At 71.3% G+C, this 12571-nt stretch carries 10 protein-coding genes; 5 read left to right on the top strand and 5 right to left on the bottom strand.

Features of this window, described 5'->3' with window-relative positions; genetic code table 11:
- Nucleotides 1-50: 50 nt before the first annotated feature.
- Nucleotides 51-1037, bottom strand: a complete 987-nt coding sequence (locus tag RMP09_RS07765; protein WP_310565400.1) for a TRAP transporter substrate-binding protein — start codon at nucleotides 1035-1037, stop codon at nucleotides 51-53.
- Between the two features lie 155 nt (nucleotides 1038-1192).
- The gene (locus tag RMP09_RS07770; protein WP_310565401.1) at nucleotides 1193-1942 is read right to left on the bottom strand and encodes an SDR family NAD(P)-dependent oxidoreductase; all 750 of its coding nucleotides are present in this window, start codon (nucleotides 1940-1942) and stop codon (nucleotides 1193-1195) included.
- Between the two features lie 123 nt (nucleotides 1943-2065).
- Here RMP09_RS07770 and RMP09_RS07775 point away from each other — a divergent pair, with 123 nt between their 5' ends.
- A complete protein-coding gene (locus RMP09_RS07775; RefSeq protein WP_310565402.1) occupies nucleotides 2066-2950 on the top strand; it encodes a LysR substrate-binding domain-containing protein in 885 nt (294 codons plus the stop codon).
- Nucleotides 2951-2995: 45 nt separating this feature from the next.
- Here RMP09_RS07775 and RMP09_RS07780 read toward each other — a convergent pair whose 3' ends face one another.
- The 3 genes from RMP09_RS07780 to RMP09_RS07790 form a co-directional block, all read right to left on the bottom strand.
- Nucleotides 2996-4909: a potassium transporter Kup gene (locus RMP09_RS07780; protein WP_310565403.1), complete on the bottom strand. Its 1914-nt coding sequence runs from the start codon at nucleotides 4907-4909 to the stop codon at nucleotides 2996-2998.
- Between the two features lie 196 nt (nucleotides 4910-5105).
- The gene (locus RMP09_RS07785; RefSeq protein ID WP_310565404.1) at nucleotides 5106-5807 is read right to left on the bottom strand and encodes a response regulator; all 702 of its coding nucleotides are present in this window, start codon (nucleotides 5805-5807) and stop codon (nucleotides 5106-5108) included.
- Entirely contained in the window at nucleotides 5804-7372 is a 1569-nt protein-coding gene (locus tag RMP09_RS07790) for an ATP-binding protein (protein WP_310565405.1), read from the bottom strand. The genes RMP09_RS07785 and RMP09_RS07790 overlap by 4 nt, the downstream gene beginning before the upstream one ends.
- 105 nt (nucleotides 7373-7477) lie before the next feature.
- On the opposite strand from RMP09_RS07790, the gene RMP09_RS07795 reads away from it, so the two are divergent.
- From RMP09_RS07795 to RMP09_RS07810, 4 genes are all read left to right on the top strand, one after another.
- Nucleotides 7478-8233, top strand: a complete 756-nt coding sequence (locus RMP09_RS07795) for an ABC transporter ATP-binding protein (RefSeq protein WP_409559697.1) — start codon at nucleotides 7478-7480, stop codon at nucleotides 8231-8233.
- Nucleotides 8234-8324: 91 nt separating this feature from the next.
- Entirely contained in the window at nucleotides 8325-10694 is a 2370-nt protein-coding gene (locus RMP09_RS07800; RefSeq protein ID WP_310565407.1) for an ABC transporter permease, read from the top strand.
- Nucleotides 10691-11923, top strand: a complete 1233-nt coding sequence (locus RMP09_RS07805; protein ID WP_310565408.1) for an efflux RND transporter periplasmic adaptor subunit — start codon at nucleotides 10691-10693, stop codon at nucleotides 11921-11923. Before RMP09_RS07800 ends, RMP09_RS07805 begins: the two co-directional genes overlap by 4 nt.
- 32 nt (nucleotides 11924-11955) lie before the next feature.
- Nucleotides 11956-12561 carry a TetR/AcrR family transcriptional regulator gene (locus tag RMP09_RS07810; RefSeq protein WP_310565409.1) on the top strand — a complete coding sequence of 202 codons (606 nt, stop codon included), beginning with the start codon at nucleotides 11956-11958 and terminating at the stop codon, nucleotides 12559-12561.
- The last annotated feature ends 10 nt before the right edge of the window (nucleotides 12562-12571 follow it).

Raw genomic sequence — 12571 nt, forward strand, 5'->3', positions numbered from 1 at the left:
CCCCCCCCACGGCGGCTTCTGGGAAGGACGCGCGCAATCGGTTCAACCGATCAGCGTGTGGCGGCGATGACCTTCTTCAGGTACGGGCCGATGGGTGTGGCCAGCCACTTGTCGTCCACCGAGGCGGTGGCCTTGGCGAAGGCGGCCTTGTCCACCGTGGTCACCTGCACACCCTTGGCCTTGAGTTCGGCCAGCAGCTTGGCGTCGGCGTCGGCCGAGAGCTTGCGCTGCAGCGCGGTGGCTTCGGCGGCGGCTTCGGTCACGGCCTTGCGGTCGGCGTCGGAGAGGCGGTCCCAGCTGCGCTTGCTCATCAGGAAGGGCGTCATCTGGAACTGGTGGTTGGTCAGCGCCAGGTGCTTCTGCACCTCGTAGAGCTTGCTGGCGTGGATGTTGACCAGCGGGTTCTCCTGGCCGTCCACCACGCCCTGCTGCAGGGCCACGTACAGCTCGGCAAACTTGATCTGCTGCGCCTCGGCACCCAGCGCCTGCATGATGTCCACCAGCGTGGCGTCCGGCGGCACGCGCATCTTCAGGCCCTTCATGTCCTCGACCTTGGTGATCGGGTGCTTGCTGTTGGTCATGTGGCGGATGCCGTTGTCCCAGGTGCCCAGCAACACCATGCCCTTGTCGGCCGACTTCTGCGCCAGCTCCTGGCCCAGCGGGCCGTCCAGCAGCTTGAAGGCCTGTGCCGGCGAGGAGAACATGAAGGGCATGCCGTAGGCCGCGTACTCAGGCACGGCCACAGACACCGCGCCCTGCGAGTTGGCGGTCATGTCCAGCGCGCCGGTGCGCACGGCGGTGACCATGGCGGCGTCATCGCCCAGCTGGGCCGAGGGCGCGACCTGCACCTCGATGCGGCCGGCCGACTTGGCCTTGAGCACTTCGGCGAACTTGACGGCGGCCTCGTGGCGCGGGTTGCCCGGCGCGGCGCCGTGGCCCAGGGTCAGCTTGGTGGTCTGGGCTTGGGCGGCCAGGGGCAGGGCCGCGGCCAGGGCACAGGCGGCGAGCAGGGTGCGTGTGAAAGTCTTGCGTTGCATGGTGTTTGTCTCCGGTGGTTGTGGGTGAAGGGTTCTCTCAAATCGGTGCTCCGTGGCGCATGCAACGGTCCCGTCCAGAGGCGCCGCCGGGCCGGCTTTGCCGGACGGCCAGTGCCGCCCCCTGGGGGGTGACGCCGCAGGCGGCGCGGGGGGGGTCAATGAATCAGCATGCCGCCGTTCACGTCGAGCGTGATGCCGGTGCAGTAGGTCGAGAGCGGGCTGGCCAGGAACACGCACGCGCCGGCGATGTCGTCGGCGCGGCCCAGGCGGGCCAGCGGGATGGTCTCGGCGATCTCGGCCTTCTTCTCTTCGGTCAGCTTGCCTTTGATGATGTCGGTGCCGATCAGTCCGGGCGTGATGCAGTTGACGCGGATGTTCTCCGGGCCGAACTCGCGCGCCATGGCGCGGGCCAGACCCAGCACGCCGGCCTTGGCGGCCGAGTAGTGCGGCCCGCCGAGGATGCCGCCGCCGCGCTGCGCCGACACCGACGAGATGCAGACGATCGAACCGCTCTGCTGCGCGCGCAGCGTGGGCAGCACGGCCTGCGACATGTAGAGCGTGCCGCGCAGGCTCACGTCCAGGATGCGGTCGTAGTCGGCGCCGGTGATCTCCAGCGTTTTCACCGGCTGCGTGATGCCGGCGTTGTTGACCAGCGTGTCGATGCGGCCGAAGGCCTGGAGCACGGCGGCCACAGCGGCGTCGCACGAGGCCTTGTCGGTCACGTCGGCCACCAGGCCGATGGCGCCGTGGCCCAGCTGGGCGGCGGCGCCCGCCGGGTCGGCGCGTTCCAGGTCGAGGATGGCGACCCGGGCGCCCTGGGCGGCCATGAGCCGTGCGGTGGCGAAGCCCAGGCCATTGACGCCGGCACCGCCGGTGATGATGGCCACGTTGTCCTTGAGCAGCATGAGTCTTGTCTCCAGTGGTTGAACAGTGCTGGGAACGGATTCTCAAAGCCGGTCATGCTGATGACAAGCGATAAAAGGTCAGCGTAAGATGACGGATCGTCACTCAACATGAGGGTTCACCCCATGGCCGCGTTGCCCCCCATCGCCAACCTGCAGGCCTTCGAAGCGGTGGCCCGCCGGCGCAGCTTTGCACTGGCCGCGGCCGAGCTGCACCTCACCGCCTCGGCCATCAGCCACCAGGTGTCGCGGCTCGAATCGCACCTGGGCGTGCGCCTGTTCGAGCGCAGCGCGCACGGCGTGCGCCTGAGCCCGGCGGGCGAGCACTACCTGCTGCACGTGGGGGCCGCGCTCAACGCGATTGCCAGCGCCACCGACGACCTGCGCCAGGGCATCCGCAACAGCCTCTACGTGCACTCGGCGCCCAGCATCGCCAGCCTCTGGCTCATGCCGCGGCTGCACCGCTTCGCCCAGGCCTACCCCGACATCTCGCTCAACCTCTCGGCCGCCCACACACCCAGCGACTTCGCACTCGGCCAGGCCGACATCGACATCCGCTACGGCATCCCGCAATGGGGCGATCTGGTGGTCGAGCCGCTGTTCGAAGAAGCCATCCTGCCGCTGGCCAGCCCGGCCTTCATCAAGGCCCACAAGCTCAAACGGGTGGAGCAACTGCTGGACCTGCCGCTGATCCAGAGCAATGTGAGCATCGTGCAGTGGTCTGACTGGTTCGGCCGCTTCTCCCAGCTGCGCGCGCCCGATCGCTTTTCCCTGCGCTTCGACCGCGCGCAGATGTCACTGGACGCGGCCACGCAGGGCCTGGGCGTGGCGCTGGAGAGTGCGATGAACGCGGGCGGCCACCTGGCCGAGGGCAAGCTCAAGGCGCCGTTCGGTCTGGAGCAGGCGGTGCGGGTCAAGGCGCACTTCGCCGTCTACCCCGAACGCCACGCCCGGCGCCCGGCGGTCGAGGCCTTTCTGTCGTGGCTTCACAGCGAGGCGGCGGCGACCTGAGCCCGCGGCCGCGGTGTGGCCCGTGGCCCTCCCCGGACCGAGCCCTCAGATCGGCACCCGTGTGCCCAGCTCCACCACCGCGTTGCCTGGCAGGCGGAAGAACTCCACCACGCCGCCCGCGTTCTGGCTCATAGTGGCGAACAGCTTCTCGCGCCAGTCCGCCATGCCGCCGCCCGGTGTGGGCACCACGGTCTCGCGGCTGAGGAAGTAGCTGGTCTCGAACAGCGGCACGGCCAGCCCGTGCGAGGCGGTCAGCTCCAGCGCCTTGGGCACGTCGGGCGTGTTCATGAAGCCGTAGTTCACCTGCACCCGCCAGAAGCCGTGGTCCAGCGCCTGCACGTCCACCCGGCCTTCCATCGGCACCCAGGGCACGTCGTGGAAGCGCACGGTGAGGATGACGTTGCGCGCGTGCAGCACCTGGTTGTGCTTGAGGTTGTGCAGCAGGGCCTGCGGCACGGTGTCGGGGTCGGCCACCGCGTAGACGGCGGTGCGTTCGGCCCGGTTCACGCTGCGCGGGTCGAGCTGGGCGATGAAGTCCTTGAGCACCAGGCCGTCGCGGCGGATGCTGTCCATCAGCAGCTCGCGGCCGCGCCGCCAGGTGCTCATCAGCACGAACAGCGCCAGGCCCAGCGCGAGCGGGAACCAGCCGCCGTCGAGGAACTTGATCGCGCAGCCGGCCACCAGCAGCGCGTCGATGCACAGGAAGAACGCGGTGGCGCCGATGGCCACCGGCGCCGGCATGCGCCAGCCCTCGCGCACCACGAAGTAGGTCAGCACGGTGGTGATCATCATGGTCAGCGTGACGGCGATGCCATAGGCGCTGGCCAGCGCCGACGAGCTGCGGAAGAACAGCACCACCGCCAGCACGCCGACCAGCAGCGCCCAGTTGACGCCCGGCATGTAGATCTGGCCCATCTCGCGCGCGCTGGTGTAGCGCACCCGCATGCGCGGCAGGAAGCCCAGGCCGATGGCCTGCTTGGTCAGCGAATAGGCGCCCGAGATGACCGCCTGCGAGGCGATGATGGCCGCCATCGTGGCCAGCACCAGCGCGGGCAGCAGCCAGGCTTCGGGGAACTGGCGGTAGAACGGGTTCTGGATCGCCGACGGGTCGCCCATCAGCAGCGCGCCCTGGCCCAGGTAGTTCAGCGCCAGGCCGGGCAGCACCAGGCCGGTCCAGGCGATCTGGATCGGCCGGCGGCCGAAGTGGCCCATGTCGGCGTACAGCGCCTCGGCCCCGGTCAGCGCCAGCACGATGGCACCCACCGCCGCAAACAAATGCCAGCCGCGCGAGGCGAGGAACGCCCAGGCGTGCAGCGGGTTGAACGCCGCCAGGATGGCTGGCTGTTGCGCGATGTGCCAGGCGCCCACGGCGCCCAGCACGGCGAACCACAGCACGATGATGGGGCCGAAGAAGCGGCCCACCACGGCGGTGCCGAAGCGCTGCATCGTGAACAGGCCGATCAGGATGGCCACCGTCGCTGGCACCACATAGGGCTTGAGCGCCGGGGTCAGCACCTCCAACCCTTCCATGGCGCCGAGCACCGAGATGGCGGGGGTGATCAGGCTGTCGCCGTAGAACAGCGTGGCACCGAACACGCCCAGCAGCAGCAGGCCGCGGCGCAGCGCGGGGCGCTGTTCTACCGCACGGGCCGCCAGCGCGGTCAGCGCCAGGCCACCGCCTTCGCCGTGGTTGTCGGCGCGCAGGATCAGCACCACGTACTTGAGCGTGACCACCAGCATCAGCGCCCAGAGGATGGTCGAGACGGCACCGATCAGGTTCGCCGCGTCCAGCGGCACGCCGGTGTGCGGCGCGAAGATTTCCTTGACGGTGTAGAGCGGGCTGGTGCCGATGTCGCCGTAGACGACGCCGATGGCGGCCAGGGTGAGGGCGGCCAGGCCCTGTTGGCCGCTGGCCGGTGGCGCCGCGCCGTCGGCGGCGGGGGTTTCAATCTTCTGCATGGAGACTCCGTGGAAACACAGGCCTCCACGATGCGCCGCGGGGCATCAGGAACGCATAAGGGCGGACCAGGCGGAACACCAACGCAGTCGGCGCGAAATGCCCAGGGCCAGGGCGCCCGTGGAACGGGCTCGGCCCGGCCACAGGGTGCGTCCCCCCGCGCAGCAGGGGGGAAGCCGCGTCAGCGGCGCAGGGGGGTTATTCCGACTCCGCCAGCCGGTAGCCCACGCCCGGCTCGGTCAGCAGGTGCTGGGGGTCGGCGCTGTCCGCCTCCAGCTTCGCGCGCAGCTGGCCCATGTACAGGCGCAGGTAATGGGTCTGGTCCACGTGCTCGGCGCCCCACACGTCGGCCAGCAGCTGCCGGTGCGTGACCACCTGGCCGGCCTGGCGCACCAGCCGCGCCAGCAGGGTGTATTCGGTGGGCGTGAGGTGCACGTCGGTGTCGGCCAGCTGCACGCGGCGCGTCTTCAGGTCCACCGCCAGCGGGCCGTGGCGGTAGTGCAGCAGGGCCGGTTCGCTGGCGTGGCCGCGGCGGCGCAGCGCCACGCGGATGCGGGCCAGCAGCTCGCCGATGCCGAACGGCTTGACCAGGTAGTCGTCGGCCCCGCCGTCGAGCAGGCGGATTTTCTGGCCCTCGGCCTCGCGGGCCGAGACCACGATCACCGGCAGTTGGCCGCTGCGGCGCAGTTCGGTCAGCAGCGTCTGGCCATCGCCGTCGGGCAGGCCCAGGTCCAGCAGCACCAGGTCGATGGCCCCGCCGGGCGGGGCGTGCTGCAGCTGCGCCCGGGCGTCGGCCAGGCTGGCGGCGGTGCTCAGCGCGTAGCCCTCGATGGACAGGGCCTCGCGCAGCGAGTTGCGCAGCACCCGGTCGTCCTCCACCAGCAGGATGCGCTGGCTCACGGCGTCGCCTCCTGCGCCGGGGCCGCCTCCGGGGCCAGGGGCGCCGGCTGGTCCGCGCTGCGCAGCGGCAGCCGGCATTCGAAGCGGCAGCCGCCTTCGGCACGCGGGCGCAGCCGGATCTCGCCCCCGTGCGCGCGGGCGATGGCCCGGCACACCGCCAGCCCGACGCCGGCCCCGGTGCGGCCGGAGTCGTCGCCGCCGCCGCTGCCCGTGGCCCCTTCGCCGCGCTGGAACACCTCGAACACCTTGTCGTGCCAGGCCGGCGCAATGCCCGGCCCCCGGTCGCTCACGGCCAGCACCAGCTGCTCGCCCTCGCGCGTTGCGTGCAGTTCCACCGGCGCGTCGGCGGGGCTGTACTTCAGGCCGTTGTCCAGCAGGTTGTCCAGCAGCTGCGACACCAGCATCGCGTCGCACCACAGCAGGGGCAGGCCCGGTTCGACCCAGACGTGCACCCGCGCGCCCTCGGGCCGGCGCCGGGCGCGCCGCAGCACCGCCCCCACGATCTCTTCGGTCGATTCCCAGTCGCAGCGCAGGGCCACCGTGGGCGCGTCCAGCCGCGCCAGCTGCAGGGTGTTGTCGGTCAGGCGGGCCAGGCGTTCGCTTTCTTCCACGATGCCCGCGGCCAGCCGGCTGCGCTGCGCGCCGTCCATGCGTTCGCCCTGTTCCTGCAGGGCCGAGGCCGCGCCCATGATGGTCGCCAGCGGCGTGCGGTAGTCGTGCGAAATGGCCGCCAGCAGGGCGTTGCGCGTGGCCTGCAGCTGGGCCTGTTCGCGCGCCTGCTGTTCCTGCGCCGTGATCAGCGAGCGGTGCAGCGCACTGCCCATCTGGTCGCACAGGGCCTGCAGGTGCGGCCGCAGTTCGGTGCCCTGCGGGTGCCGGGCCAGGCCCGTCACCAGCGCCGCGCCGAGCGTCACCCCACGGCCGCGCAACGGCAGGTAGGCGTCGGGCAGCTCGTCGTAGCGCCCGCTGCCGGCGCCCATGGGCCGTCCGTCGCGCACGCACAGGGCCAGGCCGGCGCGCTGTTCGGCGTCCGGTTCACCCACCTGCAGCGTCGTCGCATCGTCGGGCTGGCCGCCCAGCGCGCGCAACACCGACACCGCCACGGTGCTGCCACCGGTGGCCGCCTGCAGGGCGGTCTGCAGGGCCGCCGCGTGGGCGGCCGGGTCGCTGGCGTCGCGCAGGGTGTCGCCCCACTGGCGCAGCCGCGCTTCGCGGTGGGCCAGCTGCTGCGCGGCATGGGCCTGGCGGCGCTGGCGGATCACCAGGGCCGCGATGATCCAGTTCACCAGCAGCAGCGCCACCAGCAGCAGCGCGTTCTGGTGCAGGTCCACGGTGAAGGTGAACCGGGGCGGCACGAAAAACCAGTTGAAGGCCATCACCGCCACCGCGCTGGTGGCCAGGCTGGCCCAGCCCGGCAGCCAGAGGGCCGCCAGCGCCGAGGCCAGCACCAGCAGCATGGCCAGGTTGGCCAGGTCCAGGTGGCCGTCCAGCCAGGCCATGGCACCCCAGGCCGCGGCCCAGGCCAGCAGGGCGGGGATCACACGCGAAACGTTCAGGCTGTTCATGGCGCAAGCCTAACGCCGGTCGCATCAGGAATGTGTATGGACGCCAGCCGTCGGGGGCTTGATCCCGGTCAGCCCGCTGACATGCGGGTTGTGGAACATTCCCGTATGGACTCCACCGGCCCCCGTGCGCCTTTGAGCGCCACTCTCCCCGCTGTCTTCACCGCCCGCGCCCTGACCAAAACCTATGGCGAGGGCGACACGGCCGTGCACGCGCTGCGCGGGGTGGACCTGGACATCGCGCGCGGCGAGTTCGTGGTGCTGCTCGGCGCCTCGGGCAGCGGCAAGTCCACGCTGCTCAACATCCTGGGCGGGCTGGACACCGCGACCAGCGGCTCGGCCACCTGGACCCACGACGGCGCGGTGCACGAACTCATCGGCGCGGGCGACGCCGAACTGACGCGCTACCGGCGCGAGCATGTGGGCTTCGTGTTCCAGTTCTACAACCTGATCCCCAGCCTGACCGCCGAAGAAAACGTGGCCCTGGTGACCGACCTGGCCGACGACCCGATGGTGCCGGCCGACGCGCTGGCCCTGGTCGGGCTGGCCGAGCGGCGGCGGCATTTTGTGTCGCAGCTCTCAGGCGGCGAACAGCAGCGGGTGGCCATTGCGCGCGCCATCGCCAAGCGGCCCGCCGTGCTGCTGTGCGACGAGCCCACCGGCGCGCTGGACTGCGCGACCGGCGTGATGGTCTTGCAGGCCATCGAGCGGGTGAACCGCGAACTGGGCACGACCACGGTCGTCATCACCCACAACGCGCCCATTGCCGAGATGGCCGACCGCGTGCTGCGCCTGGCCGATGGCCGCATCGTCGAGAGCCGCGACAACCCCCACAAGCAGCCGGCCTCGGCGCTGAGCTGGTGATGAGCGCAGCGCCGGGCCGCCCCAAGCAAGCTCGCTCCCGCCTGGCGGGACAGGCCGCAGGCCGAAGGGTGCTCCGCTGGAGCGCAGCGCCATGACGGCTCTGCACACCAAGCTCTGGCGCGACCTGACGCGGCTGCGCGCGCAGGTGCTGACCATTGCCATGGTGGTGGCCATCGGCGTCTCGGGCTTCGTCGGCATGTTCGCGGTGCACGCCTCGCTCAAGTCCTCGCGCGACACCTTCTACGCCGACAACCGGCTGGCCGACGTGTTCGTCGGCGTCAAGCGCGCGCCGCTGCAGCTGCGCGAGCGTCTGGCCGCGATCGACGGCGTGGCCGACGTACAGCTGGCCGTGGTGTTCGACGCCCAGGTCGACCTGCCCGGAGTCATCCCGCCGGTCACCGGCCGTTTTATCGCGCTGAACCTCTCGGCCGTGCACGCCGGGCGCCAGGGCCTGAACGCGCTCACGCTCAAGCGCGGCCGCTGGCCCGAACGCGGCGGCGCTCTTGAAGCGCTGGTCAGTGACCGCTTCGCCGCCGCGCGCGGGCTCAACCCTGGCGACACGGTGCACGCCATCCTCAACGGCCGGCGCGAGACCCTGCACCTGGTTGGCACGGCGGCCACGCCCGAATACGTGTTCGCCTCGCAGGGCGGGGCGCCCGACGACTCGGCCTTCGGCATCTGGTGGGTCGACGGCGCGCGCCTGACCGAGCAGTTCGACATGGAAGGCGCCTTCAACCAGGCCTCGCTCAGCCTGAACGCGGGCATGCCGGTCACGGCCGTGCGCGCGCAGGTCGACCGCCTGCTCGCGCCCTACGGCAGCGTCGGCGCGGTGGGCCGCGACGGCCAGCTCTCTGCCAAGATCGTGAGCGACGAACTGGCCTCGCTCAAGGTCATGGGCACGGTGCTGCCGGCGATCTTCCTGGCCGTGGCCATGTTCATCCTCAACGTGGTGCTCAGCCGCCAGGTCGCGACGCAGCGCAGCCAGATCGCCGCGCTCAAGGCCCTGGGCTACAGCGACGGCGCCATCGCGGGGCACTACATCCAGCTCGCGCTGGTGATCGCCGGTCTGGGCGTGGCGGCCGGTCTGCTGCTGAGCGAAGGCATCGGCCGCGGCATGCTCAGCCTCTACGACGAGGTGTTCCGCTTCAACGGCCTGGCCTACGCGACCAGCCCCTGGCTGGTGTTGGCCTCGGCGCTGATCGCCGGCCTGGCCGCGGCGGCCGGCACCTGGACCGCCATCCACGCCGTGGTGCGGCTGCGCCCCGCACAGGCCATGATGCCGCCCGCGCCGCCGCTGTACTCGAAGACCCTGGTCGAGCGGCTGGGCCTGGGGCGCTTTCTCTCGACCAGCGCGCGCATGGTGGTGCGCCAGCTCGAACGACGGCCGCTGCGCGCCGCCTTCACCGTCACCGGCATCGCGCTGGCCGTGGCGCTGCAGATCTCGGGCGCCTTCTGGCTCGACGCCATCGCCGTCATCGTGGACGTGCAGTTCCGCCAGGTGCAGCAGGGCGATGTGCTCGTCAACTTCCGCCGCCCGGTGCCGCTGGGCGTGGTGCAGGACCTGAAACGCCTGCCCGGCGTGCTCGACGCCGAGCCCTACCGAACCGAGCCGGTCAAGATCAGCCTGCGCGGCCGCAGCGAAGACACGGCGCTCAGCGGCTACCGGGGCAACGCGCGGCTGCTGCGTGTGGTCGACGAACAGCGCGGCGCCGTCGCCATGCCGCCGCACGGCGTGGTGCTCTCGGCCCTGCTGGCCGAGGCGTTGGGCGCGCGCGTGGGCGACCAGGTGCAGATCGATTTCCGGCTGTGGAACCGGCGCCAGGTGCAGGTCGAGGTGGTCGACATCGTGCACAGCATGTTCGGCAAGCTGCTCTACATGAACCTGGACACCATGAACCGCCTGGCCGGCGACGGCGAGGGCGTGGCCGACGCGGCGCTGCAGGTCGACCCGGCGGCCATGGGCCGCTTCTGGGCCGCGGTGAAGGCCGCGCCGACCATCAGCTCGGTGTTCGACAAGGCCGGCTCCATGGACGCCTTCAACCAGCGCACCTCGAAGAACATGGGCGTGTTCAGCGGCATCCTCACGCTGTTCGCCATCGCCATGGCGGTGGGCATCATCTACAACGCGGCGCGCATCTCGCTCTCCGAGCGCGCCTGGGAGCTGGCCAGCCTGCGCGTGCTGGGCATGACGCGGGCCGAAGTGTCTGTGCTGCTGCTGGCCGAGCTGGGCGGCGAGCTGCTGCTGGCGCTGCCGATCGGCGCCGTGCTGGGCTACGGGCTGGCCAGCGCCATGATGGCCCTGATGGCCAGCGACGCGATCGATTTTCCGGTGGTGATCGAACCCTCGACCTACGCCTCGGCGGCGCTGATCGTGCTGGCCGCCGGCGTGGCCAGCGCGCTGCTGGTGCGCCGGCAGATCGACCGGCTGGACCTGGTTTCCGTTTTGAAGGTACGCGAATGAACGACATCAACAAGAGCAGTGGCAAGTGGACGCCCGCGCGCAAATGGGGCGTGGGGCTGGCCGTGGCCGCCATGGTGGCCGCGCTGGTGTGGGCCGCTTACCGGCCGCGGCCGGTGACGGTCGAGACCGCCGCCGTGACGCAGGGCCGCTTCGAGCAGGTGATCGAAGAAGACGGCCAGCTGCGCCTGCAGCAGCGCTATGTGGTCGCGGCGCCGACGGCGGCGCAGCTGCAGCGGCCCACGCTCAAGGTGGGCGACCCGGTGAAGGCCGGCGACGTGGTGGCCGTGCTGGCGCCGTCCGCACCCGGCCTGATCGACACCCGCACCCGCGAGGTCCTGCAACAGCGCGTGGGCAGCGCCGAAGCCGCCACCCGGGCCGCCGCCGCCAATGCGCGGCGCCTGCAGGCCGCGCTGGCGCAGGCCACGCTCGAAGCCGACCGCTCGGCCCAGCTCGCCAAAGAAAACTTCATCGCCCCGTCCGCCCGCGACCAGAGCCGCCTGGCCCGCGACGCCGCGGCCCAGGCCCTGAAAGCCGCGCAGGCCGAACAGGCCGCCGCCGACCACGCCCTGGGCGAAGCCCGTGCCGCGCTGGGCCGTGCCGAACCGGCGGGCGGTGCCACGCAAGGCTTGTGGTCGCTCAAGAGCCCGGTCAGTGGCCGCGTGCTCAAGCTGCACAAGGACAGCGCCGAACCCGTGACCGCCGGGCAGGCGCTGCTGGAGATCGGCGACACCGGCGCGATGGAAGCCGTGATCGACGTGCTCTCGGGCGACGCACCGCGCATCGCCGCCGGCGCCACCGTGCAGCTGAGCACCGGCCGCGGCCAGCCGCCGCTGGCCGGCAGCGTGGCCCGGGTCGACCCGGTCGCCTTCACCAAGGTCTCGGCCCTGGGCATCGAAGAACAGCGCGTCAACGTCACCGTCGCGCTGCAGGCGCCGGCCGAAGCCCTGCAGCCGCTCGGCGACGGCTTCCGCGTCGACGCGCGCATCACCGTGTCGGCGAAAGACGGGGCGCTGCTCGTGCCCTCGGCCGCGCTGGTGCGCGACGGTCAGGCCTGGCGCGTGTTCGTGATGGAAGCCGGCAAGGCCCGGGCCAGAGCCGTCACCTTCAGCGACCGCAACGCCGACAGCGCCTGGGTTCAGGACGGGCTGAAGGCCGGGGAGACGGTGATTCTTTATCCGGGGAGCGGGATGACGGACGGGCAGCCGGTGCGGGGCCGGGCGGCTTCTTGAGCGTGCGTTTGCACGGACGGCGGATTTTATGTATGATGCACGTCATGCGAAAAGAACCAGCCAATGTCCGGGCCGCCGCCAAAGAAGCTTCGCACGAGCGCATCGTGCAGGCCGCGGCACGCGCCATCCGGCGCAGCGGTTACGACGGCACGGGTGTGGCCGACATCATGAAAGAGGCGGGTCTGACGCACGGCGCCTTCTATGCCCATTTCGAGTCCCGCGAAGCCATGCTGGCCGAAGCGGCGGACCGCGCGGGCGCCGAGGCCAACGCCGCGGCGGCCAGCGTCATTGCCGCCGCCCCGCCCGAGCAGGCGCTGCGTGCGCTGATGCAGGCCTATCTGTCCAGGGAACACCTGGCGGGCATCGAGACGGGCTGCCCCATTTCGGCCCTGGGCTCTGAAATGCCCCGCCAGTCGCCCGAGGTGCGCCGCGCGGCCACGCGCCGCATCAAGGAAATGATCGATCTGATCGCCCGCCAGTCGCCCGACTGGGGGCAGCCCGGCGCCCATGAGCGGGCCCTGGTGACGGCGGCCACCATGGTGGGCACCCTGGTGCTGGCCCGTGCGGTCGACGACCCCGCGTTGTCGGACGCGCTGTGCAGTGCGGCCCTCGACCGTCTGGCGCCTTCCACGGGCTGAAGCGGGCTTT

Source organism: Hydrogenophaga sp. (genome assembly GCF_031426985.1).
In the GTDB taxonomy this organism is placed as follows: Bacteria; Pseudomonadota; Gammaproteobacteria; order Burkholderiales; family Burkholderiaceae_C; genus Hydrogenophaga.

What these genes read in the sequence shown, in the direction of transcription:
- RMP09_RS07765 (WP_310565400.1), bottom strand. Translation starts at nt 1,037, where the DNA reads ATGCAACGCAAGACTTTCACACGCACCCTGCTCGCCGCCTGTGCCCTG.
- RMP09_RS07770 (WP_310565401.1), bottom strand. Translation starts at nt 1,942, where the DNA reads ATGCTGCTCAAGGACAACGTGGCCATCATCACCGGCGGTGCCGGCGTC.
- RMP09_RS07775 (WP_310565402.1), top strand. Translation starts at nt 2,066, where the DNA reads ATGGCCGCGTTGCCCCCCATCGCCAACCTGCAGGCCTTCGAAGCGGTG.
- RMP09_RS07780 (WP_310565403.1), bottom strand. Translation starts at nt 4,909, where the DNA reads ATGCAGAAGATTGAAACCCCCGCCGCCGACGGCGCGGCGCCACCGGCC.
- RMP09_RS07790 (WP_310565405.1), bottom strand. Translation starts at nt 7,372, where the DNA reads ATGAACAGCCTGAACGTTTCGCGTGTGATCCCCGCCCTGCTGGCCTGG.
- RMP09_RS07795 (WP_409559697.1), top strand. Translation starts at nt 7,478, where the DNA reads ATGGACTCCACCGGCCCCCGTGCGCCTTTGAGCGCCACTCTCCCCGCT.
- RMP09_RS07800 (WP_310565407.1), top strand. Translation starts at nt 8,325, where the DNA reads ATGACGGCTCTGCACACCAAGCTCTGGCGCGACCTGACGCGGCTGCGC.
- RMP09_RS07805 (WP_310565408.1), top strand. Translation starts at nt 10,691, where the DNA reads ATGAACGACATCAACAAGAGCAGTGGCAAGTGGACGCCCGCGCGCAAA.
- RMP09_RS07810 (WP_310565409.1), top strand. Translation starts at nt 11,956, where the DNA reads ATGATGCACGTCATGCGAAAAGAACCAGCCAATGTCCGGGCCGCCGCC.